At 45.1% G+C, this 23462-nt stretch carries 27 protein-coding genes; all 27 read right to left on the bottom strand.

What is annotated here, in order from left to right; translation table 11 throughout:
- Positions 1–4 precede the first annotated feature (4 nt).
- Positions 5–802 carry a flagellar biosynthetic protein FliR gene (gene fliR / locus AC0YN3_RS02720; RefSeq protein WP_475773579.1) on the bottom strand — a complete coding sequence of 266 codons (798 nt, stop codon included), beginning with the start codon at positions 800–802 and terminating at the stop codon, positions 5–7.
- An 11-nt stretch (positions 803–813) separates the two neighbouring features.
- The gene (fliQ, locus tag AC0YN3_RS02715) at positions 814–1083 is read right to left on the bottom strand and encodes a flagellar biosynthesis protein FliQ (protein ID WP_183561717.1); all 270 of its coding nucleotides are present in this window, start codon (positions 1081–1083) and stop codon (positions 814–816) included.
- 22 nt (positions 1084–1105) lie between these two features.
- On the bottom strand, positions 1106–1813 hold the full coding sequence (fliP, locus tag AC0YN3_RS02710; protein WP_475774273.1) for a flagellar type III secretion system pore protein FliP: 708 nt from the start codon (positions 1811–1813) through the stop codon (positions 1106–1108).
- Between the two features lie 37 nt (positions 1814–1850).
- A complete protein-coding gene (locus AC0YN3_RS02705) occupies positions 1851–2450 on the bottom strand; it encodes a flagellar biosynthetic protein FliO (RefSeq protein WP_475773578.1) in 600 nt (199 codons plus the stop codon).
- Between the two features lie 57 nt (positions 2451–2507).
- Positions 2508–2870: a response regulator gene (locus AC0YN3_RS02700; protein WP_028611027.1), complete on the bottom strand. Its 363-nt coding sequence runs from the start codon at positions 2868–2870 to the stop codon at positions 2508–2510.
- 21 nt (positions 2871–2891) lie between these two features.
- Positions 2892–4163: a flagellar motor switch phosphatase FliY gene (fliY, locus tag AC0YN3_RS02695; RefSeq protein ID WP_475773577.1), complete on the bottom strand. Its 1272-nt coding sequence runs from the start codon at positions 4161–4163 to the stop codon at positions 2892–2894.
- Positions 4153–5154 (bottom strand): flagellar motor switch protein FliM, encoded by a 1002-nt coding sequence (gene fliM, locus AC0YN3_RS02690; RefSeq protein WP_475773576.1) that lies wholly within the window; start codon positions 5152–5154, stop codon positions 4153–4155. Before fliM ends, fliY begins: the two co-directional genes overlap by 11 nt.
- Positions 5155–5192: 38 nt before the next feature.
- A complete protein-coding gene (locus AC0YN3_RS02685; RefSeq protein ID WP_183561725.1) occupies positions 5193–5657 on the bottom strand; it encodes a flagellar basal body-associated FliL family protein in 465 nt (154 codons plus the stop codon).
- Entirely contained in the window at positions 5654–5881 is a 228-nt protein-coding gene (locus AC0YN3_RS02680; protein ID WP_475773575.1) for a flagellar FlbD family protein, read from the bottom strand. Before AC0YN3_RS02680 ends, AC0YN3_RS02685 begins: the two co-directional genes overlap by 4 nt.
- 57 nt (positions 5882–5938) lie before the next feature.
- Positions 5939–6757, bottom strand: a complete 819-nt coding sequence (gene flgG, locus AC0YN3_RS02675) for a flagellar basal body rod protein FlgG (RefSeq protein WP_475773574.1) — start codon at positions 6755–6757, stop codon at positions 5939–5941.
- A gap of 118 nt (positions 6758–6875) precedes the next feature.
- Entirely contained in the window at positions 6876–7253 is a 378-nt protein-coding gene (locus AC0YN3_RS02670; protein WP_475773573.1) for a TIGR02530 family flagellar biosynthesis protein, read from the bottom strand.
- Positions 7253–7774, bottom strand: a complete 522-nt coding sequence (locus AC0YN3_RS02665) for a flagellar hook capping FlgD N-terminal domain-containing protein (protein ID WP_475773572.1) — start codon at positions 7772–7774, stop codon at positions 7253–7255. Before AC0YN3_RS02665 ends, AC0YN3_RS02670 begins: the two co-directional genes overlap by 1 nt.
- A gap of 41 nt (positions 7775–7815) precedes the next feature.
- Positions 7816–9186: a flagellar hook-length control protein FliK gene (locus AC0YN3_RS02660; protein ID WP_475773571.1), complete on the bottom strand. Its 1371-nt coding sequence runs from the start codon at positions 9184–9186 to the stop codon at positions 7816–7818.
- Positions 9187–9235: 49 nt separating this feature from the next.
- Complete coding sequence (locus AC0YN3_RS02655) at positions 9236–10141, bottom strand: MgtE protein (protein ID WP_475773570.1); 906 nt, start codon at positions 10139–10141, stop codon at positions 9236–9238.
- A gap of 37 nt (positions 10142–10178) precedes the next feature.
- Positions 10179–10625, bottom strand: a complete 447-nt coding sequence (fliJ, locus tag AC0YN3_RS02650) for a flagellar export protein FliJ (RefSeq protein ID WP_475773569.1) — start codon at positions 10623–10625, stop codon at positions 10179–10181.
- Positions 10626–10633: 8 nt separating this feature from the next.
- Positions 10634–11959: a flagellar protein export ATPase FliI gene (fliI, locus tag AC0YN3_RS02645; RefSeq protein ID WP_475773568.1), complete on the bottom strand. Its 1326-nt coding sequence runs from the start codon at positions 11957–11959 to the stop codon at positions 10634–10636.
- On the bottom strand, positions 11946–12785 hold the full coding sequence (locus AC0YN3_RS02640) for a FliH/SctL family protein (protein ID WP_475773567.1): 840 nt from the start codon (positions 12783–12785) through the stop codon (positions 11946–11948). The genes fliI and AC0YN3_RS02640 overlap by 14 nt, the downstream gene beginning before the upstream one ends.
- Positions 12778–13779, bottom strand: a complete 1002-nt coding sequence (gene fliG, locus AC0YN3_RS02635; RefSeq protein ID WP_475774272.1) for a flagellar motor switch protein FliG — start codon at positions 13777–13779, stop codon at positions 12778–12780. Before fliG ends, AC0YN3_RS02640 begins: the two co-directional genes overlap by 8 nt.
- Before the next feature lie 23 nt (positions 13780–13802).
- Positions 13803–15374 carry a flagellar basal-body MS-ring/collar protein FliF gene (fliF, locus tag AC0YN3_RS02630; RefSeq protein WP_475773566.1) on the bottom strand — a complete coding sequence of 524 codons (1572 nt, stop codon included), beginning with the start codon at positions 15372–15374 and terminating at the stop codon, positions 13803–13805.
- 42 nt (positions 15375–15416) lie between these two features.
- Positions 15417–15722 carry a flagellar hook-basal body complex protein FliE gene (fliE, locus tag AC0YN3_RS02625; RefSeq protein WP_475774271.1) on the bottom strand — a complete coding sequence of 102 codons (306 nt, stop codon included), beginning with the start codon at positions 15720–15722 and terminating at the stop codon, positions 15417–15419.
- A 39-nt stretch (positions 15723–15761) separates the two neighbouring features.
- Complete coding sequence (gene flgC, locus AC0YN3_RS02620; protein ID WP_475773565.1) at positions 15762–16211, bottom strand: flagellar basal body rod protein FlgC; 450 nt, start codon at positions 16209–16211, stop codon at positions 15762–15764.
- Positions 16212–16213: 2 nt separating this feature from the next.
- Entirely contained in the window at positions 16214–16627 is a 414-nt protein-coding gene (gene flgB / locus AC0YN3_RS02615; protein ID WP_475773564.1) for a flagellar basal body rod protein FlgB, read from the bottom strand.
- Positions 16628–16843: 216 nt separating this feature from the next.
- Positions 16844–17614 (bottom strand): GTP-sensing pleiotropic transcriptional regulator CodY, encoded by a 771-nt coding sequence (codY, locus tag AC0YN3_RS02610; RefSeq protein WP_475773563.1) that lies wholly within the window; start codon positions 17612–17614, stop codon positions 16844–16846.
- A gap of 27 nt (positions 17615–17641) precedes the next feature.
- On the bottom strand, positions 17642–19042 hold the full coding sequence (gene hslU / locus AC0YN3_RS02605; RefSeq protein WP_475773562.1) for an ATP-dependent protease ATPase subunit HslU: 1401 nt from the start codon (positions 19040–19042) through the stop codon (positions 17642–17644).
- Between the two features lie 79 nt (positions 19043–19121).
- Positions 19122–19667 carry an ATP-dependent protease subunit HslV gene (hslV, locus tag AC0YN3_RS02600; RefSeq protein ID WP_475773561.1) on the bottom strand — a complete coding sequence of 182 codons (546 nt, stop codon included), beginning with the start codon at positions 19665–19667 and terminating at the stop codon, positions 19122–19124.
- Between the two features lie 59 nt (positions 19668–19726).
- Positions 19727–21046 carry an FADH(2)-oxidizing methylenetetrahydrofolate--tRNA-(uracil(54)-C(5))-methyltransferase TrmFO gene (gene trmFO, locus AC0YN3_RS02595; protein WP_475773560.1) on the bottom strand — a complete coding sequence of 440 codons (1320 nt, stop codon included), beginning with the start codon at positions 21044–21046 and terminating at the stop codon, positions 19727–19729.
- Between the two features lie 306 nt (positions 21047–21352).
- Positions 21353–23461 (bottom strand): type I DNA topoisomerase, encoded by a 2109-nt coding sequence (topA, locus tag AC0YN3_RS02590; RefSeq protein ID WP_475773559.1) that lies wholly within the window; start codon positions 23459–23461, stop codon positions 21353–21355.
- Between the last annotated feature and the right edge of the window lies 1 nt (position 23462).

Here is a 23462-nt window from a genome sequence, read left to right as displayed (position 1 = left end):
CCTCCTATTGCCCTTCAGCCGGCGGTCCTTGTACGACACCGAATAATTGCTCTAATGAATCGAACATGATGGAAAATAATCTTTCGAATATGGCTGCCAGACTTGGCATTAACAAGGTTAATAAAAACAGACCAATAATTAGCTTAAGGGGAATACCGATTACAAAAACGTTAAATTGCGGAGCCGTCTTCGTTAAAAACCCTAATCCAACATCGGTAAGAAACATAGCAACAATAAGTGGTGAAGCTACTTGTATCGCAAGTAAAAAGGTATTAGCTACTGTTCGAGTCAAGAAATCGGTTAAACTGCCATTCATAAATCTAGTGAACAGTTCGTTATCCAAAGGCATCCATTGATAACTGTCCATGAGCCCAGTCAATAAAAAATGATGGCCGTTCATCATTAGAAAAATAACAATCAACACCATATATTTAAAGTTACCAAGCAGAGGCGCAGATGTTCCAGTATGCGGATCAACGATATTCGCCATTGCGAATCCAACCTGTAAATCCATAAAAGCCCCGGCCGTTTGAACGACCGTAAAAAACAAATAAACGACATACCCCATCAACACGCCGATCAATATTTCGCGAAACAAAATGAGTACGTACTCTGCATCAGGCACAATCGATTGTTTCATTCCATACGTTAGGAAAACGATAAATGAAATGAAAAAACCGAGTCCTAGTTTAAATACATTCGGCACGCCTCGCGAAGAAAAGACAGGCGCAACGACGAAAAACGCAGTTATTCGACAAAAGATTAACAAAAAAATAGGAAAACCTTGTACGATCGTTTCCATCCACTCACAACCTAACCGATGTAATTATGAAGATTATTCAGCAGATTGTATGTGAAATCGATAACCGTATTTAGAATCCATGGACCAAAAATAATGATGGACACAAAAACCGCTACAATTTTCGGAACAAATGCGAGCGTCTGCTCTTGAATCTGAGTTGTTGCTTGGAATATGCTGATAATCAAACCTACGACCAAAGCAAGAACGAGCATTGGCGCACTGGCTTTCAAAACCACGAATACGGCCTCACCGGCTAATCCGATTATGAAATCAGTACTCATCGAATGTCCCTCCCTGCTAGTATCACGTGTTGAAGCTCAACAATAAAGATTTAACGATCAAGTACCACCCATCTACTAATACAAAAAGCAATATTTTAAATGGCAACGAAATCATGACGGGCGGGAGCATCATCATCCCCATCGCCATTAAGGTGCTTGCAACAATCATATCAATGACTAAAAATGGTATGAAGATCATAAAGCCCATCTGAAATGCCGTTTTCAATTCGCTTATTGCATAAGCAGGTATTAATACCGTTATAGGAATTTCTTCGAATGAAGTAGGCTTCTCTGTTTTTGTGTAATTCATAAACAGCATAAGATCCTTTTCGCGCGTATGCGAGAACATGAACTTCTTCATTGGAATAGATGCTTCCTTAAAGGCATCCGTTTGACTGATCTCTCCTTTTAAATACGGCTGAAGTGCAACCTCATTCACCTGTGAGAACGTTGGAGCCATAATAAAAAAAGTAAGGAACATGGCCAAACCAATTAGCACCTGGTTAGGAGGCATTTGCTGCGTACCTAGGGAAGTCCTTACAAAACCAAGTACGATTACGATTCGTGTAAAACTTGTCATTAGTACCAAAATCGCAGGAGCAATACTTAAAACCGTAATCAGTAGAAGCATGGATAATGCGCTTGTACCTGGTGTTTCGCTATTGCCATCGCCTATGTTGATGGATATATCAGGCAACGGCTCAGCAAATGCTTGATTATGTATGAACATCGCAAGAAGCTGTACAGCGACAATTGATATCCACCATTTATTTTTCATCATCCATCAACCGTTCATTTGATTTTGAGTCATGCAATAGCGATTCCAACTGCTGTTTGCGATCAGCTTGCTGACTAAGTTTATTTTGCAATAAGTCTTCAAAAGAGGAAGTTTTGTTCCATTGCTCGTTTACAGGCTCTGATCCATCCTTTTTGTTGCGATTTTTGAGCTTATTAATCACTTGTCCTACAACGTCATTGCCCCATCCGGCATCTTTCTGACGCTCTAACGCTGCGATCACAGCGCTAACCTGCTCTGGATCGTCAATTTTATCAATGAGAGTGATGCTTTCACCTACGCCAACTATGTAGATACGTCCTGCAATTTCTATGACTTGCATAGAATTGTTTTGTCCGAGTGCAATGCCGCCGAGTGAGCGAAGCGATCGATTCGCTCCCCACATACGGTTGCGCTGAGACAGCCATTTAATGACAAAAATAATTAATACGATAACGATAGCAAGTGAGACGATGACCCATACCAAACTGCCTGCGAGATCATTAGATCCCGTGAACACCATTTGTTCGTCATTGCTTGCGCTGCTGCCGTCTAAGGCAGCAGCAGCCGCAAATCGAGGCCATATCGCCATCCCAAGAGCAGACACCATTGAAATGCGCGAAGTTAAGTTAAGCATAATATCTAACCGTTATCCGAGAGTTTTCTTAATCGCTTCGATTACACGATCAGCTTGAAACGGTTTGACGATGAAGTCCTTTGCGCCTGCTTGAATCGCATCAATTACCATTGCTTGCTGACCCATTGCTGAACACATAATCACTTTTGCGTTTCCATCGAGCTTTTTGATTTCTTTCAATGCGGAAATTCCGTCCATTTCAGGCATCGTAATATCCATCGTTGTCAAATCTGGTTTTAGTTCCTTGTACTTCTCAACCGCCTGGGCGCCATCTTGGGCTTCACCGACGACTTCGTATCCGTTCTTTGATAAAATGTCACGAATCATCATTCGCATAAAAGCTGCGTCGTCTACGATAAGAATGCGGTTTGCCATCTTTTTTATCCTCCTAGGATGCTATTGTAATTTTTGAATGCGGTCCCATTGGCTTACGATATCTGTAACTCGAACACCAAAGTTTTCATCGATAACAACAACCTCGCCTTTGGCAATGAGTTTATTGTTTACTAGAATGTCAACCGGCTCACCGGCCAGCTTGTCCAGCTCAATAATTGAACCTTGCGACAGCTCCAAAATATCTTTAATCTGCTTTTGGGTCCTTCCTAATTCTACAGTGACCTTTAGCGGTATGTCGAGAAGTAAATTGAGGTTTGTTTCATCAGGTTGAATAAATGGCGCATTGCCAAAATTAGCAAATTGCACGGGCTGTACATTTACGTTCCGATTAGCAGCATGACCATATGTATGCGGGCCCTGTGGCTGCATTGGCATATCATAGCCAGCTGCAGGCGTTTGATACTGCGTAGGCGGCATTTGCTGCTGCATAGGCGGTGCTGCATGCATCTGAGGCGGCGCAGCGTTCATATAAGCAGTTGCTGCCGTTTCCTGCATTGCAGCTTGCTGAGCAGAAGCAGGAGGAGCCGTTTGCGGTGCTGCAACCGCTGCTGGTGCTGTTGGAGCTGAAGGTTCCTCTACAACTCCCATCAAAATATCAACCATCTGCTTCGCAAATGGAATTGGAAGAAGCTGCATAATTGTTGAATCAATAAGATCGCCTATTGTCAACCGGAACGAAATTTTAATAAACAAGTCAACCGGTGGCAAATGCTCCATGCCATCACCGTTGTTCACGTCTAAAATATCGATGCCAGGAGGCGAAATATTAACAAAACGATTGAATATCGTAGACATGGAAGTCGCCGATGAACCCATCATTTGATTCATCGCTTCTTGCACGGCGCTGATATGGATTTCATTCAGCTCTTCAACCGTTATATTGGTTCCTTCGCCGCCAAGCATGAGATCCGCGATAATTTGAGCATCCTTCGTTTTAATAACCAAAGAATTGATGCCTTGAAACCCATCGACATATTGCACGCTAACTGCTACGTGGGGTTTAGGGAAAATATCAGCAAGCTCTTCCTTTTTCACAATCGTTACTTGCGGTGTCGTAATATCGACTTTTTTGCCCAGCAGCGTAGATAATGCTGTTGCCGCGCTGCCAAACGTAATATTTCCAATTTCACCGAGCGCTGATTGTTCCATTTCAGATAAGAAGTCCGAAAGCTGCGATCCGCCTTCAGAAGGTTGCTCGGCTTCCGAATCATTGGAAGACTGACGAAGCAATGCATCAATTTCCTCTTGCGACAAATAGTCCTTACTCATCATAATCTTCTTCCACTCCTTCAACGACAATCTCATCTACTTGAACTGCTATCCGATCCTTAACAGAACCAGGGCTGCCGATAAATTTAAGCTTGTCCCCCACTTTAATTTTCAAGCCTTCATCAACTGACTTGTTAAGTGAAATGACATCCCCAACATTCAAGCCTAAGAACTCTTTAATCGTTAGCGACGATTCACCCAACTCAGCAACGATAGGGAGCTTAGCTTTGTTTACACGCTGCTCTAGAATCTCAACTTCTTCCGGTGCCCGCGCTTTCTTCTGGGATACGAACCAATGATGTACAGATAGCCTTGACATAATCGGTTCTATAACCACATGCGGGATACAGAGATTAATCATGCCCGTCGTATCACCAATTTTGGTGCTAAACGAAATAAGTGCTATCGTTTCATTGGGTGAAACAATCTGCATGAACTGCGGATTTGTTTCCAAAGCTTCAAGCCTTGGCGAAATGTCGATAATCGTTTTCCATGCTTCCTGCAAACTTTCAAACGTTCTGCTGAAGATTCGTTCCATAATAATGGTTTCAATCTCCGTTAAATTGTTGATTTTGGAAGGCGCTATCCCTTGTCCTCCAAGCATACGGTCAAGCATAGCATAGGCCACATTCGGATGGACCTCAAGCACCATTCGACCTTCGAGCGGCTCCGCTTCAAATATATTCAGGATCGTCATTTTAGGAATCGAACGAATGAATTCGTCATAAGGCAGTTGCTCGACCTGCACGACATTTATTTGAACAAAAGTGCGAAGTTGCGCTGAGAAATAGGTTGTCAAATATCGCGCGAAGTTTTCATGAATCCTTGTTAAGCTTCTAATATGATCCTTCGAAAAACGAACGGCGCGCTTAAAATCATACAAGCTGACTTTTCGTGTCGTTTCTTCCTTCTTGAGATCCTCTGCGTCCATTTCGCCAGAATCCAAGGCTGCTAGTAGCGCATCTATTTCATTTTGCGATAGAACATCAACCAAATATCTCACCTCCTTCGAGGAATGTCGGCGTAGTTAAGTTAAATTTCAGTAATGATAAAGTTAGTGATTTCTACTTTAACCAATTTTCCTTTTGGAATAATTGGCGTAATGAGATTCAGCAGCTTAGATTCAAGTGCGTCTTCTCCCTGGGATCCATTCAATTCATCAGCAGTCATATCCGCGAGTGCTCTGTTAATGATGGGCCTAACTTCAATTTCGATAATCTTATCGAACTCTTCCTTTGCTTTCTTCCCGTCAAGCTGGAACGCAAAGCTGAGCACAACGACATATTCCGGATCCTTCAGATTTCGTCTGAAATCCTTCAGCTCGGAAGTAACCTCCACCCGCTCGTCTGCGGATAAAACCTTTACCTCGATGGTCTTTGTTTCTGTGGCTTGCTCTTTTGGATCTGCAAAGAATGACTTAAACAAAATAATGGCCACAACTGCTATAAGCGTAATAGATAATAGAATCGTTATTAACCAAGGAAGCATTTTTTTCATGATGAGGGACCCTCCGTTTGCTCACTCTTTTGGGCCGCCGCAATGAGGCCAATTGTGCGTAAATACTGTTGATTTAGCAACAGCAGCTCAGCTGTTTTCTCCGTAACGACTAATTTTTTACCAGTCGTAAGCGTTATAACCGTATCTGCTGCCTCTTCAATCACTTCAATTAACAGAGCATTTATTGTTACTTTTGTTCCATTCAAACGCGTTACGGTAATCATTAGTTTCCCCCCTCACACCTAGGGGAGGCACTAAGCCTCCCGCTCGTTATGAATTACCTATCGTTTTAAGTTAACAACCTCTTGCAGAATCTCATCTGAAGTCGTGATGATTCGTGAATTGGCTTGGAATCCGCGTTGCGCCACGATCATTTCCGTGAACTCGGCAGTTAAATCAACGTTGGACATTTCAAGTTGACCCGCAATGATTGCGCCTGTTCCAAGGTCAGGATCGCCAGCAAAAGTCATGAAATCTTCAATTGACGCATCTGGGTTCGCATTAGCAGTAACGCGATACATGTTACCGCCAAGTTTTTCTAATCCGCTAGGATTTACGACTTTTGCGATTCCCAGTTGAGCAACAGCTTCCGTGCCATCAGCCGTTACGCCCATAATCGTACCGTCCTGCCCGATAGAAAATGCCGTAATAGCTTCATCAAGAACGATTGGCTCTTGATCTACGCTTAGCACAAAATAACCATCGCCAGTCACAAGCTGTCTGTTCGCATCTAGCGTAAAGTTTCCTGCACGTGTTAGAAGCATCTCGGATTCGTCACTTGCTCTCACAACAAAAAATCCGTCTCCATCGATTCGCAGATCTGTCGGTTGGTTAGTCGTCATAGCACTACCCGCGGTATGTACCGTATCGATAGATCCGATAGACACGCCTAGACCGATTTGCTTTGCGTTGACACCGCCGCGCACGCCTTCCTCTGGTGCCGTAACGCCTGCAACGGTTTGGCTTAGAATATCTTTAAACATAACCCGACCCGCTTTAAAGCCAACCGTGTTTACATTCGCAATATTGTTACCAATCACGTCTAGCTTTGTTTGAAAGCCGCGCATACCAGAAACGCCTGAATACATCGATCTTAGCATTTAGATTATTCCTCCTGGAATATGAAATGAAAACCACTTGCTCGGAATTGTAAATGCACTATCATTTAGCTGCTTCAATCGATCCACAGCTTGAGGCTTCCTGATAGGTCCAGCCTGCTCACGATAAAATAATAGCACTGTCAATCTGCGTGAATACATTGCTTTTCATCTGCCCGCCGTCCATCGCGGTTACGACGGTTCGGCTCGGTACATTGACAATCATAGCAATATCACGGAATACGATTAGGGAGTCCTGTGCCCCTTTGGAGGCCGCTTCTTCTACTGCGTTTATTATTTTTGTCAGCGATTCCGGTTGTAGCTTGATGCCTCTCTGCTGCATGCGTACCTCTGCGTGATGGCTGAATTTAAGCACTTTAGCATTAAGCAGCTCTTGAAACTCTGACGGCTGCGTTTGACGGTTGGCTGCCGTTTTGCTTACATGGTGAGGCGTCGTCATGACAGGGAAAATATGACCTATTTTCACGCCTTCGTTCATCAGCTTCCAGCTCCTTCCTCAGCATTTGCTGAATCAGAAGATTTACTGCTTTCTTCATCATCTTCGTTTGAAGAATCCTCGTTGTCGTTTGTTTCTGAGATCGAAGTTACGTAATCAAGCGCAACCTCGGCTCCGCCGACTTTCGCATACAGGATGCCTTCCTTCGAAATAATTGAATCAACAATGCCTTTGACCGTAGTAACCTCTCCTGCTTCGTCATACTCGCTCCACTCAATCGTCTTACCGATTAAGCTAGATGCAGAACCTATGTTTTGCCGCATTAAGGTTAACTCTGTTGACATGTTCATTAGCTGCTCGACAGATGTGAATTGAGCCATTTGCGCAATAAAATCTTTATCCTGCAGTGGCTGCATCGGATCCTGATTGCGCAGCTGAGTTACGAGAATGCTGAGGAATTGATCTTTCCCGAGCGTATCTGAGCTTTTTTTATTGGCAGCGGCTTGTACATTGGCTTGGCTGTAGTTAGGCCATACAACACGGGTAGAAACGCTATCTGTCATTTCCAATCACCTCCGTTCATTTGGACGGTACAACTGCGATATTATGCTCTGACATTGATTCCTCTTCCGAATCCAAGTCCTTGGATCGTGGCTTGCTGAACCATCTCGGTCTCGAATTGACTATCGCTTGTGCTATCATCACTGCTAAAGTTTTGTCGATTCGACGATTGCTGCTGGCTGCTTCCCTGCCCTTGCTGCTGATGAGAAAGCTGCGTAGTCGGATGACCTTGTGAAACCTCCAGCTTGTCTACCATAAGTCCTTGGGCTTGAAGTGCAGATCGCAACTGTGCCATTTGGTTATCTAGCATGTCTTTTGCCATTGCAGTATCCGTTTGAAAAACAGCTGTCAACAATCCGTTTTGCATCGTTATGCGCACGTCAACTTGACCTAGATGTTCTGGGTACAACATGATTTTGGCTTCCGAAACGCCGTTGATTGTCGTTAAATCAAATTTCTGAACAATCATTCCAGTCATGGACTTTGCGAACTCTTCTGCAACGACGAAGGAAGTCGCAGCCGGAGCGTTTGCAGTCAATGGAGCTAGAGCACGCATCGTCTCAGAATTGGTTGTACCAACATGCAATTGCAGATTGCTTTCATCATTAGAAACCGCCGGATCCACATTAACGCTTTGCTCCATCGCTTGTGCAATTGTGGTTAACAACGCCGGATGAGCTGATTTCTGTGATAAACGCTGTAAAAGAACGCCAGTATCGGCTTGTGGTGCCAGCTGAGCGGTAAACAGTTGTTGTGTGAAGGCCGTCGATTTCGTTTGTGCTTTATTCGTATCCACCGGCTCGCCTTCCAAAATCGCTGTTAACGCCTGTAGCTGCTGTGCAACCACTAAAGCAGGCTCTTGTTGTTGAATCTGTTTCATTGAACCTTGATTTAACATGATTTGCATATGAACAAGCGTATCCTGAAGCTTATTCTTAATATTGGTTGCTTGATTAAGCTCTTGAGGTACCTCTACGCTTGCATCATCCAAAAGAACATCCGTATTCGAATTTTGGATTAGTGGTACAGGTAATCCGAGCAAAGCAAGCAGAGCATTCATTTGATCCAACATATCTGATAGTTGTTTCAACTGCTCCTCGTCTATTGGTTTCGTTCCTTCATCCTCTGTTTCAGAAGATTCAAGCTTATCTAATAAACCATCAATAATAGACATAAGTTCCAATAGTGTCGGTGAAGCTGCAGCTTCCTCCACTACGACGGCTGCTTCATTATTCACGGTAGCGACAAGAGGTGCAGCTTGTGCTTGTCCCGATTTAGAGGACGCCTCATTGTTCAATTGTTGAACCAATGTTTTTTGAAATACAGCACCGTCAACAGCTTTATTACCTTGAGCGTTTGAAGCAGTTTGTGTTTGAGGTTGCGCATTACTGGCCTGCGGTATTGCCATTTCCATCTTTTTCACCTCCTTTCAAATAGTGAAAGTCACATTCCAAAAGGTGGTTCTAACTGCCTGACATCAGTTTTGTTACGAGCTGGGCTGTTACCTTTTCATCGATTCCTGACATTTCGGCAAGTATGGAAGATCTCGTTTGATTATCTACCGCGTTTAAAATCCGAAGTACTTTACTAGGACTAACATCAACCATTTTAACTAGTAATTCTCCTGCACTTTTTGCATCCATTGCCGTAAAGGTAGCGCTAAGCTGCTCTTGATCAAGAACGGAAGAAGCCGGTTTAGCCGCTTCTGTTTTCTGTGTTTGAAGCCTGGCTTGAAGTGCGGCAATCTGCATGTCCTTAGCTGTAACATTGTCCTTCAGTTTCATAGCGGCATCGGCTGCTGTCTGAGGATTCATTTTTTCCATAATTCGGACTCGGTCGTCTGGGCGCATATTCGCAAATACGAGAACCATCTCGTCCAAAGTCATGCTTTGCATGATCGGCGCAGCTTTACTTGGCGTAATCTTGGAGAACATGCTGGCCAACTCCTGAATTTTCGCCTGATATTGCTCGTCCTCTAACGCATCCGCTTCATTTGAGCTTTTTAGCTGCGAATTGTCGCTCTCTAAATCCTTCACTTCTTGCTCTAACGTCGTTTTTGTTTGATTCGCTGCAGCCAATTCACTTTCGATTACCGTCAACTGGGCTTGCAAGTCCGCAATCTTAGCTGACATGTTCGAAGTTTTCAATTCATCGTCATTTATTGAACCACCTGCAACCTTTGGTTCAGGCAATACGTCTTTTAAGACAGGAATTGAATTTCCGGCTGTCAGCATTTTATTGCGGAAATCGTTGTCAACCAAGGTATACAATACACCGAGCAGTACGATGGCGAACAATATCGGAGTCATTAAAAACATCATTCGCTCAAGCGTACTGTAGCCTTGCTTCTCTTTTTCCGTACCCGCCAATTCCACTCACTCCCTCTAGCCGGTATCACGCATCACTTTATGGGGTTGGTATCATGAAACGGACGCTTGCCATCTCATCCAGTTCGTTCTGCTCTTTAATTTGCAGCGCATACTGGAACCGATCACGCGCATGATCTTTTGCTTTAAGCCACACTTTTTCATCTTTCATCTTGTCCGAAAGGTTAAGTCTGCTTTGCTCAACCGCTTTTTGTGCATGCAACACGTCTTTCATTTTGTTTGAAATACATGCTACTAAGTGATCCAGATAATGCTGAATGACCTGAAGCTCAGATAGAGGAACTGCTATGCTAGCAGCCTCAATTAGCTTAGATTCCCACTCCTGCTGTTTCACGCGCAATTGATCAAGTGAAAGCTCCTCTGCAGTTAATACGCCTACGGCTGAGGACAGCATCCACTCCGCTTGTGTTTTTTCGCTGCCCTTTAAATCGACAACCCTCTGAAATGTATACCGAAATGATGCCATTTAAAGGTTCAACTCCTGTAGAAGTGATTAATTAAACCCATTTGCGCTTCCTCTAAGCTAACCTTTTCATTGGTCTTTTGCTTCGTATAGCTTTGAATCGTTTCAATAAATTGAATCGCTGTATCAATTTCTTGATTTGATCCTCGTTGGTACGCCCCGATATTGATGAGGTCCTCCGAATCTCTATAAATAGACAGAAGTTTTTTTAATTCATTCGCTGCATCCTGCTGTTCTTCGGTTACGATTTCTTTCATGACACGGCTTACTGAAGCAAGAATGTCGATTGCCGGGAAATGCCCTTTATGGGCTAACTGACGGCTTAATACGATATGTCCGTCCAGAATACCGCGAACGGCGTCAGCAATTGGCTCATTCATGTCGTCGCCATCGACTAACACGGTATAGAAAGCCGTTATGGAACCGCTTGGGCCAGTTCCTGCGCGTTCTAATAGCTTGGGTAGCGCAGCGAATACTGACGGCGTATAACCTCGAGTAGCAGGAGGTTCGCCTATAGCCAAGCCTACTTCACGCAAAGCCATCGCATACCTGGTAACCGAGTCCATCATAAGCATGACATTTAAGCCTCTATCCCTGAAATATTCAGCGATAGAAGTAGCGATAAGCGCACCTTTAATACGAATGAGAGCTGGCTGATCAGAGGTTGCTACGATAACAACGGAACGAGCCAAGCCTTCTGGGCCGAGATCTTTCTCAATAAATTCCAAAACTTCGCGACCACGCTCGCCGATGAGGGCAATGACATTGACATCGGCTGATGTATTCCGCGCAATCATACCGAGCAGCGTGCTTTTTCCAACGCCAGACCCCGCGAAGATACCGACACGTTGACCGCGACCAACCGTTAGCAAACCGTCTATGGCCCTCACGCCAATGCCGAGCGGTTCGACCACTCGAGGACGTTTAAGCGGGTTGCTAGGCTCATTGTATGTAGAGTAATGCGGCATTCGTCTAGGAAGAAAAGATCCATCCAGCGGATTTCCTAAACCATCAAGCACCTTGCCGAGCAATTCTGATCCAACCTGAACCGTCAAAGGCTTACCTGTGCCAACAACATCGCATCCGGGACTAATCGCATGTAAATCACCCAGAGGCATAAGAATAACCTTGTTTTCGCGAAAGCCAACAACTTCTGCTTTAATGGGCTTTGCGCCTTTAGACGGATAAATGAAGCATACATCACCAATGCTGGCATCGGGTCCTTCAGATTCAACGGTTAGTCCAATGACTTGCGACACTTTGCCATTCACTCTAACGGGATCGAGAGGCTGCAGATGTTCGATATATTTCAGAACATCGAGATTATTCACTATCATCGGAATGACCTCGCTCTTCGCCGCTATGATGAGCTAGATGGATTAATTCACGTTTAATTTCTGAGAGCTGCGTATCAATGCGGGCATCTATGCTTCCGAATGCCGAACGAATGACACATCCGTTATCCTTCACTGTAGAATCGGGCAAAATTTGCAATTCGGCTTGTGAATCAATTGCGAAATGCAGTTCCTCACGGGCAGCTTGAACAAACGCAAGTTGACCTGGTGCGACACAGAGTGTGATGACACCTTGCTCTCTTCTTCGAGATAATGATTTGCGAATAAGCTCAAGTGCCATATCGGGAGCTAAAGTCAGCTGCTGTCCAATAATCTTTTCTGCGATTGCACAGCTTAGCTCGACTAGGAAAGGCTCAGCCTCTTGGATAATTTGCTCTCGCATGTCGAAGGCCGTTTTCAGCACATCGGATGCTTCAGCAATTTTTTGCTCCCAGACTTCTCGCAGCTCCGCCTCGGATTGTGCAGATCCTTCAGCATAGCCAAGCTCATATCCTTTTTGCCTAGACAATTCAGATGCTGCTTCATCCTCGGTACGTTTTTGCAGCCACCAAACATCGATCTGCTGCTCGGTTTCGGAAAGCAACCTTTCACTTTCCGTTGCAGCTTCTTGCAGTCTTTCCTCTGCATAATGCTGTGCGTCACTCAAAATTTGATCTCGCAACGTTATCGTCTCTTCATCAGGTCCAGGCTCGATCTCCTCTTCCTGACTATGCGTTCCATCGATTTCAAAATTCCTTTGATGCAGCCATTCCAGCTGTTTCAATTGGTCAAGAGTAATCACACTCGATGATTTGATCAAATTAGACAATGATATCGTCTCCTCCACCACGGGCGATGATGATTTCACCAGACTCTTCTAATCTGCGAATAGTTGCTACGATGCGAGTTTGTGCTTCTTCCACATCACGAAGCCGTACGGGGCCCATGAACTCCATTTCTTCTTTGAAAGTCTCGGCCATTCGCTTAGACATATTTCGGAATATTGCTTCACGAACTTCCTCACTTGCCACTTTAAGCGCAAGCTGAAGATCCGAGTTCTCAATATCGCGAATAATGCGTTGGATAGATCGATTGTCGATATTGACAATATCCTCGAAGACGAACATCCGTTTCTTGATTTCTTCTGCAAGCTCAGGATCTTGTATTTCGAGCGCATCCAGAATCGTCCGCTCTGTTCCACGGTCTACGCCGTTTAGAATTTGTACGATAGAGTCGATGCCACCGGCATTCGTGTAATCCTGCGTAACGGTAGCTGAAAGCTTCTGCTCCAACACACGTTCAACTTGCGATATGACTTCAGGCGATGTACTGTCCATCAATGCAATTCGTCTAGCAACCTCTGCTTGCTTCTCTTGAGGAAGCGAAGAAAGAATATGCGATGATTGCTCCGACTGCAAGTAAGAAAGTACCAATGCAATCGTTTGAGAATTTTCGTTCTGTATAAAGTTTAAGATTTGAGTAGGCTCTGCTTTTCTCGCAAAGTCAAACGGCCTTACTTGCAGCGTCGCTGTCAATCGGTTGATAACCTCCAGCGCCTTCTGTTCGCCAAGTGCCTTTTCCAAAATATCTTTTGCATATGAAATGCCGCCTTGCGTGATATATTCCTGAGCCATGCAAATTTGATGAAATTCACTTAGGATGGTTTCACGGTCCATGCTGTCTACCTTACGGACGTTGGCAATTTCAAGCGTAAGCTGCTCTATTTCTTCATCGCGCAAATGCTTGAATATTTGTGCAGATACTTCGGGGCCGAGCGTAATGAGTAAAATTGCTGCTTTTTGGCGACCCGATAAGCCTTGCATCGATTTTGACACCTGAACCACCTCTATTCATCCACAAGCCATGTGCGAAGAAGATTAACGAACTCATCCGGTTTCCGTTTGGCAAGTGTTTCAAGATTTTTCCGAGCCTGACTGTCATTGTTGACACTTTCCAAGTCGAGAGTTGGATATTCCACTTTGGATGGTGCAACCAATTCAATTTCTTCTTCAACTGCTTTTTTGCGTCTGCGTGCAAGAATAACGATAAGTCCTCCAATGATGGCTAACGCTGCAACACCGATACCAATAATCCATGGCATGCTCAATGTGTTTGCTTGATTACTAGCTGCGTTGCCGGAGAAAGTTCTTGCAATTAAGGCAACCTTTTTCTCAATTAGCTGGTCATTGGTTACGTCTTGACCGGAATCGGCCAACTGCGCGCGGACTAAAGCAGTCAGATAAGCCATAATTGCCGTTCTGCTGTCTCCATCCTCAATTTGTGACGCTTCGATACCGATACTAATAGAAAGGTCTTTCAATACGAACGGCCCAGAAACGATATTGCTGTTAATTCTCGTAAAATCATAATTCCGAATTTGCGAGTTTGTCTCAGATGAGTTCTCACCGCTCGTTGAAGCTTCGTAGCCTGGGACATCGGTTTCACCAGTACCTGCAACACCGCCAGCCTCTCCAGAAGATCCAGTTGAGGTGCTATTCGAAATTTCTTCACTCACTATGATTCCGTTATTATTATTGTTATCCAAAGGCTTGACAACTGACTCTTCCGACGTTTTTTTGTCAAAGTTCATGCTGCTTGAAACTTGAATAACGAGGTTGTCGGCTCCGACGATCGGGCCTAGAAATTGTTGGATATTTTTTTTGAGCTCCGTTTCATACTTCCTCTGAATGCTAAATTGCGATTCTACAGCATCTGTACTGTTCGCTAACCCACCGTCAACCTCTGAGAAACTTAATTCACCTTGCGGGCTCGAAATTGTAATATCCTTCATTTGCAGATTAGGAACAGCGGTCTTCACGAGATTGTAGTATCCATCAACCTCTTTCTGACTCGGGCGGTAACCCGACATGAATTTGATCATGATTGAGGCTGACGCTTGTTCCGCGTCTTCAGGAGAAAGAAATACGCTCTCTTCTGGAAGGTTTACCAGCACCTTGGAGCTATCAACACCCTGCATGGCGTTCAGAAGCTGCTGAATTTCTCCATTCAATGCATTCAGATATTTCACATTGAATTCATTTTCTGTCGTACCAAACTGGCTCGAGCTTGAAGTAAAAGCCTCGAAGCCGATCGAACCGTTTTGAACAAGTCCTTGCGAACCGACATCCACTTTAATTCGGGCAGCATCCGTGCTCGGAACAGATATACTCTTTCCATTATTGCTAAGCTCATAAGGAATTCCGCTACCGTCGAGGTAAGTCATAATCGCAGCTGCGTCTGTTGTATCTAAATTCTGGAAAGCAATTTCATATTCCGTCCTTGTAAATACGATTGTTAACAATATGATTGTCAACAATAATCCACTAATTGAAGCCCCCAACCAAATTTTTTGTTTTCTGCCCATCTGGCTCCAGAATTGAGTGAGCCTTGCTCTATATTGGGCGATTCTCTCGTTCACGTTGTCACCTCACCCAAATACTATGCTAGTTCGAAATGATGATTAGATTTGCATCCGCATGATTTCTTGATATGCCTCAACCACTTTGTTGCGGACTTGTGAGGTAAGCTGTAAGCTCAGCTGCGCCTGCTCAGAAGCTATCAGCACTTTTGTAACATCTACTTCACCGATTAAGTATTTATCATTAAGCTTATGGACGTTTTGCTCTTGGTTACTGACATTGTCTATTGCCGTTTGCAAATATTGGCCAAAAGATTGTGTCAGTTGAGCCGGAGTCGCTTCTTGGATCGGTTTAGCTTCTAGAAGTTTTACTGGTTGAACCGGGCCTAGCGACATTGACTGTATCATCATTTTCCCTCCCTTTCGTTAGTTGCTTATTTCGCAACGCTATCTACCTATCTCAAGAGCCTTGACAAACATAGCTTTTGTTGCATTCAATGCGGTTACGTTCGCTTCATAGGAACGAGTCGCTGCTATCATATCGACCATCTCTTTCGTTACATCGACATTTGGCATATTTACGTAGCCATTTGCGTCAGCATCGGGATGAGTCGGATTATAAATAAGTTTGTTTGGAGATTGATCTTCTTTGATACTTGTAACCTTGACGCCTTGAGAAGCTGGGTTTCCGTTCATTTGCTGGGAGAGCACGCTTGAGAAGGATTGCTGCAGTGGCTCCATCACAACCATCTTTCGCTTGTAGGGTTGAAATTGTCCGTTAACAAAACTTCCCCGCGTCGTTTCTGCATTCGCAATATTAGAGGATATAACATCCATCCGCAGGCGCTGAGCCGACAATGCAGAAGCACTAACATCAAATCCTGTTGACAACTTCATCCTTAAGCTCTCCCTTCAATCGCTGTTCGCATCATTTTGACTTCATGATTTATCTGCTGGATATAAAAGTTATAACTCAGCTGATTTTTTGCTAGCAAAGACATTTCGCGGTCGATATCAACATTATTTTCATTGTTGTTCATCGAAGTTGTTTCATCAGTGGTAACTTTGGGTATAGGTAGACTAGAAGAAGCTGCTCCAATTGCAATATGCTTTTGATTGGTCCGTTTACCGATCAATTGCCCCTGCTGATTGCCCATTGATTGCTCCAGCAATTCCTCAAACAGTACTTCAGACCGTTTGAAATGCGGCGTATCACCGTTTGCCACATTGTTTGAAATGACGCGTTGCCGCATTTCTGCTGCTTGAAGCGCGCCTTCCAATCTTCCAAATGCAGCGCCATTCAACAAATTCACGTAGTTTCACCACTTTCACATAGGAGATCTCTTTTACGTATTCAACAGATTACTGCTCATTCCTTCTTTGTTCGACAGTAAAAATTAAAAAAATGAGATTGTAGTGTCGATTTTTGCCGACATGATAATATTCAACAATTTCCTAAATTATTACAATAAGAAAAAAGCCCTATCTTTAAAAAAAGATAGGGCCAATTTGGTCTAAACGACCTATATTCACGACTTGATTTTGTCTAATTCTTGCAGCAATTGGTGATTTAGGATTTTTATATATGTGCCTTTCATCCCTAATGACCTCGTTTCGATTACTCCGGCGCTTTCAAGTTTTCGCAAAGCATTTACGATAACTGACCTCGTAATCCCGACTCGATCCGCGATTTTGGATGCAACCAGCAACCCTTCTTTCCCGTCCAGCTCCTCAAAAATATGCTCAACGGCTTCTAGCTCACTAAAGGACAATGATCCTACCGCAACAGCTACGACAGCACGGCTTCGTACCTCTTGTTCGATCTCCTCGGTTCGCTCGCGCAAAATTTCCATACCGACAATCGTCGAGCCGTATTCGGCTAGAATCAGATCATCATCGTCAAACGCGCCGGATAACCGGGTGAGTACGAGCGTACCCAAACGGTCTCCTCCCCCTATAATCGGCACTACGGTCATAATTTCTTGGTCGCCAAGCCGAGGGAACGTTTCATAGATGCCAGCATCCGGCTTTACATTTGTCATCGATTCCTGCATATCAAGAAATCGAATATTGCTTTCCTGGGGAAAGCGAAGCTCATCCGCAGATAACGCTCGCATGAAATCATGGTCAAATGCATCAACGGCGGAACAACCAAGTATTTTCCCTTTCCGGCTCACAACGAATACGTTGGTCTGTATCGTCGTGCAAAGCACCTCCGCCATTTCCCTGAAGCTGAGCGCTTTGCCGGCCGCGCGCTGCAGCAGACGGTTCAGCGTTCTTGTCTTTGTTAGTAAACTCATTCTAATGCCTCCCAAAACTCATAACAACTACAATATATATTGACTCAAATCGCGATTTTGCGCAATGCTTCCTAATTTTTCTCTAACATATTCCGGCGTAATCGTCATCTTCTCAAGCGACAGCTCCGGCGCTTCAAAGGATAAATCCTCAAGCAGCTTCTCCAGAATGGTATGCAGCCGGCGCGCCCCGATATTTTCAGTATTCCGATTTACATCCGCAGCGATTGAAGCCAGCTCATGGATCGCTTCATCAGAGAATTCAATTTGAATGCCTTCCGTTTCTAGCAAAGCTGAATACTGTTTGGTTAATGCATTCTTCGGTTCCTTGAGGATGCTTACGAAATCATCCAAACTAAGGCTCGTCAGCTCCACGCGAATCGGGAAACGTCCTTGAAGCTCAGGGATAAGGTCCGAAGGTTTGGCTACATGGAATGCACCTGCAGCAATAAACAAGACGTAATCCGTTTTTACCGGGCCATATTTCGTCATGACAGTCGAGCCTTCCACAATCGGAAGAATATCACGCTGAACGCCTTCCCGCGATACATCCGGCCCTGACCCGCGTGACGGGCTGGCAATTTTGTCAATCTCATCTATGAAAATTATGCCGGATTGCTCCGCCCTTGTAATCGATTCCGTAATGACATCGTCCATATCGATAATTTTGTTAGCTTCTTCCTGCGTTAACACCTTTCGTGCTTCCTTGACTGGCAGCTTGCGTTTTTTAGGCTTCTTCGGCATTAGTTGGCCAAACAGCTCTTGCATATTCATGCCCATACCCTCCGGACCTTGACCGGAAAGCATATCCATCATATTGGGAGAAGAGTCCTCTACTTCAATTTCAATAATTTCATTCTCAAGCTTGCCCGCAGCCAGCTGCTCTTTGATTTGCGAGCGTTTTTGATACAGCGCATGCTCAGCTTCAGGTTCATCCTTCGGCTCATCGGACTGCTGTTGGTTGCCAAATAGCATCTCAAAAGGATTTTTTGAAGCTTTTGCTTTCGCCGTAGAAGGTGCTAGCAGCGAAACAATTCGTTCGTTGGCAAGCGTTTCTGCCCGGTCTTTAACCTTCTCCGTTTTCTCCGTCTTCACCATACGAATTGCTGTTTCTACAAGATCACGCACCATTGATTCTACATCCCGGCCAACGTAACCGACCTCGGTGAACTTCGTGGCCTCGAGCTTAACGAAAGGGGCTTTTACCAATTTCGCCAATCGACGCGCAATTTCTGTTTTCCCTACTCCGGTTGGTCCGATCATCAAAATATTTTTCGGAACGATTTCATCGCGCAGCGTTTCATCAAGCAAGCTTCTGCGGTAACGATTGCGCAGCGCAATCGCTACTGAACGTTTCGCCGGCTTTTGACCAACGATATACTTATCAAGCTCCGCTACAATCTGTCGGGGTGTCAGTGCATCATTTCCCATTATAAAATCCCTCCGATTTATATATCTTCACTTTGGCTTTCCGAAGCTTAACCTTATATGTCCTGCGGGATAATTATCGCTACTCAATCTCTTCAACAATGATATTTCGGTTGGTGAATACACAAATGTCCGCGGCGATCTCAAGTGAGGAACGAGCAATATCGTTTGCGGACATATGAGGCGCATGACGCTGCAGCGCGCGTGCCGCGGATAATGCAAAGCTGCCGCCGGAGCCAATGGCTAATACGCCATCATCCGGTTCAATGATTTCGCCATTTCCGGAAATTAAGAGCAAGCCTGTTTTGTCCATCACAAGCATCATCGCTTCAAGCCTCCGAAGCACGCGATCTGAACGCCATTCCTTCGCTAGCTCAACCGCTGATCTTTGCAAATTGCCGTGATGCTCCTCCAGCTTCGCTTCGAACTTCTCAAATAAGGTAATTGCGTCCGCAACAGAGCCTGCAAACCCTGCGATAACTTGGCCACGATATAATCTTCTTACTTTTTTGGCCGTGTTTTTCATGACCATGCTATTGCCGAAAGTTACTTGCCCATCCCCCGCAATCGCGCCTTTGCCTTCATGACGCACGGCGCAAATCGTAGTAGCGTGAAATTGCATTTCCATTGCATTGCCTCCTCAAGGTTCCGTATTAAAATCGGTTGCCATGCCTACATTACGATTGGCTACTGCAAATGTTCCTTTTTAAATTGCTCAATACCCTCGAGCGCGCGGTTAGCAATCATTTCGTTCTTTTCTTTTTTGCTTTTCATTCTTTTTTCAAGCGGCGGGAACAACCCGAAGTTTGCATTCATCGGTTGGAAATGCTTGAAATCTGCCGTCGTAATATAATTAGCCATGCTTCCTAGCGTTGTGTGCTCCGGAAGTACGACTGGCTCGAGTCCGCGGGCGAGTCTTGCAGCATTAAAGCCGGCAATCAAACCGGATGCGGCAGATTCCACATACCCCTCTACGCCTGTCATTTGACCGGCAAAAAACAGCGTTTCGCGATTATTAAGCTGATAGGTCGGTTTAAGCAACCGCGGCGAATTAATAAAAGTATTTCGATGCATGACGCCAAAACGCACAAACTCAGCATTTTCAAGGCCAGGTATGAGCGAGAAGACACGCTTCTGCTCACCCCATTTGAGATGGGTTTGGAAGCCAACCAAATTGTACAACGTGCCAGCGGCATTATCTTGACGCAGCTGAATAACGGCATGGGGGAGCTTCCCTGTATGCGGATTAACAAGCCCAACGGGCTTCATTGGACCGAATAACACCGTTTGCTTTCCTCTGCTTGCCATAATTTCGATCGGCATGCAGCCTTCGAAATACACTTCCTTTTCAAAATCTTTAACTTCCGCTTTTTCGGCAGTCGTAAGCGCTTCGTGGAAAATCTCGAATTCTTCCTCCGTCATCGGACAGTTCAGGTAAGCCGCTTCCCCTTTGTCATAACGCGATGCCAAATAAACCTTGCTCATATCGATGGAGTCTTTTTCTACAATCGGAGCAGCCGCGTCATAGAAATAAAAATATTCCTCGCCAAGCAGTTCTTGGATTTGAGCGGATAATCCCGGTGCCGTTAATGGCCCTGTAGCAATAACCACGATCCCGTCGGTAGGGATTTCTGTCACCTCTTCATTACGAACCTCAACGAGCGGATGGTCATGCAGCCTCCGAGTTACTTCGCCTGAGAAGCCGTCACGATCGACCGCCAGCGCTCCTCCTGCAGGCACTGCGTGCTGATCCGCACAGCTCAGTATTAAAGAATCAAGCTGGCGCATTTCTTCCTTCAGCACCCCTACTGCATTGGCAAGACCGTTGGCCCGCAGGCTGTTGCTGCACACTAGCTCTGCGAATTGATTCGTATGGTGAGCCGGCGTTTTCGTGACAGGGCGCATTTCATATAACACGACAGGTACTCCTTGCGATGCGATTTGCCATGCTGCCTCGCTTCCAGCCAGGCCAGCTCCGATTACTGTTACTTTTTGTGGTTGTGACAAAATATTTCAATCCTTCCATGATGTAATTCGCTTCGGTTGCTTATTGTGCTTCACATGCCATGCAGAAAAATTAACAATTTCTTATTTATCCCCAGCCATCATTTACGATTCACTTACAATTGTTCAAATCTTCGCCTAACACAATATAAACATTCGTCTAACGGTAAAAGGGGCCAAATACACGTTGTTGAATAAACATCCCGTTGAACAACGGTGTCCTCCCTAAAGAAAGGGAGGACGGTGGCGGGTATTTATTTGATTAGAAAAATAATCTACCAGGCGCACTGTTTGGCACGCGGCTAGTGCTTAATCGATATCCGTACCCTGTTCGTCCTCATCAAGAACCTCTTCTGAGTAATCACACGTCGGACAAATCAGCTTAGCTCCGCTGCGATTCCGCTTCTCAACTAACTTGGACTCTTCGCATTGCGGGCATGGTTTGTTTGTCGGTTTGTCCCATGAGACGTAATCGCAGCCCGGGTATTGATCGCAGCCATAAAATATTCTTCCTTTTTTGCTGCGTCTTTCAATGATTTTGCCTTCCGCGCACTTCGGACACGTCACGCCAATATCCTTGACAATCGGCTTCGTATTACGGCAATCCGGAAATCCGGAGCATGCAAGAAATTTCCCGAAACGCCCCATTTTGTAGACGAGGTGACGGCCGCATTTCTCGCAAATCTCATCGGAAACCTCATCCTGGATTTCGATTTCCTTCATCTCATCCTCGGCCACTTCCAGACGCTTCTCGAAGGATTCGTAAAAATTCGCAAGAACCTTTACCCAATCCTCCGTACCTTCCTCCACATGGTCAAGATTTCCTTCCATGTTCGCCGTAAATTCGGCATCCAGTATTTCAGGGAAAAACTCTTCCATTAGCTGAATGACCAAATCACCAAGCTCGGTCGGCATGAATTTTTTCTCTTCCATCGCAATGTATCCGCGTTTCTGAATCGTTTCGAGCGTTGGCGCATACGTGCTTGGACGCCCTATGCCAAGCTCCTCAAGCGTTTTTACAAGCCTAGCTTCCGTAAACCTTGGAGGAGGCTGCGTGAAATGCTGCTTAGGATCAATGGCCTCTGAGTTCATCACGTCGCCAGCGGCGAGCGGTGGTAAAAACTTATGTTCTTCCACAGTTCCGTCATCGTTGCCTTCGACATAAACCTTCATAAACCCAGCAAACTTGATTTTGGAGCCCGTCGCTCTAAAGATGGTTTCGCCGGCCTGCAAATCAACTGTCATCGTATCCAGGACGGCTGATTGCATTTGGCTCGAAACGAATCGTTCCCATACAAGCTTATACAGGCGAAGCTGGTCTCGGCTTAAAAACGGTTTCATCGATTCCGGGTCGCGCAGGATGGATGTCGGACGAATCGCCTCATGCGCATCCTGGGCATTGCTGTTCTTCTTTGTATATACCCGCGGTTGTTCAGGCACGTAAGGCGCACCGTACTTTTCCGTAATGTATTCCTTTGCTTCCTCTTGCGCAATCGGTGATATGCGTGTCGAGTCTGTTCTCATATACGTTATTAATCCGACTGTACCTTCTTTGCCAAGCTCTACGCCTTCGTATAGCTGCTGGGCAACGGACATGGTCTTGGAAGCGCGGAAACCGAGCTTTCTGGCCGCCTCCTGCTGCAATGAGCTTGTAATAAAGGGTGGCGAAGGATTGCGGAGCCGCTCTTTCTCGCGCACGTCGGAGACGGTGAACTGGCTTCCGTTCATTGCCTGAAGCACTTCCTGCATTTCTGCCTCATTGCCAAGCTCACGCTTATCTCCGTTTATGGAATGATATTTGGCATCGAATGCGATTCCCGAGTGATTTAGCTTAGCGGTAATAGACCAGTACTCCTCGGGAACAAATGCATCAATCTCATTCTCGCGATCAATAATGAGCTTTACGGCAACCGATTGCACGCGGCCTGCTGACAAGCCCTTTTTTACTTTCTTCCATAGTAGAGGGCTTATCTTGTATCCGACCAGCCGATCCAATATGCGTCTCGCTTGCTGTGCATTCACCAAATCCATATTGATTTTCCGCGGCGTCTTAAATGCGTCCTTGACAGCCTGCTTCGTTATTTCATTAAATACAACGCGGCAAGTATCTGTCTCATCCAGCTCCAAATAATGGGCCAAATGCCAAGCAATCGCTTCTCCTTCGCGATCCGGATCGGCTGCTAGAAAGACATGTTTTACTTTTTTGCTGGCATCCTTCAATTCCTTGAGGACGCTGCCTTTTCCGCGTATCGTAATGTATTTGGGATTAAAATCATTATCAACCTCGACGCCGATCTGGCTTTTGGGCAAATCGCGAATATGACCCATGGAAGCTTTAACGATATACTTGCTGCCAAGATATTTACCTATCGTTTTGGCTTTAGCGGGTGATTCGACGATAACTAAAGAATCTGCCATG

Source organism: Paenibacillus sp. J22R232 (assembly GCF_056269165.1).
This window is presented reverse-complemented; position numbering and strand designations above follow the sequence as displayed.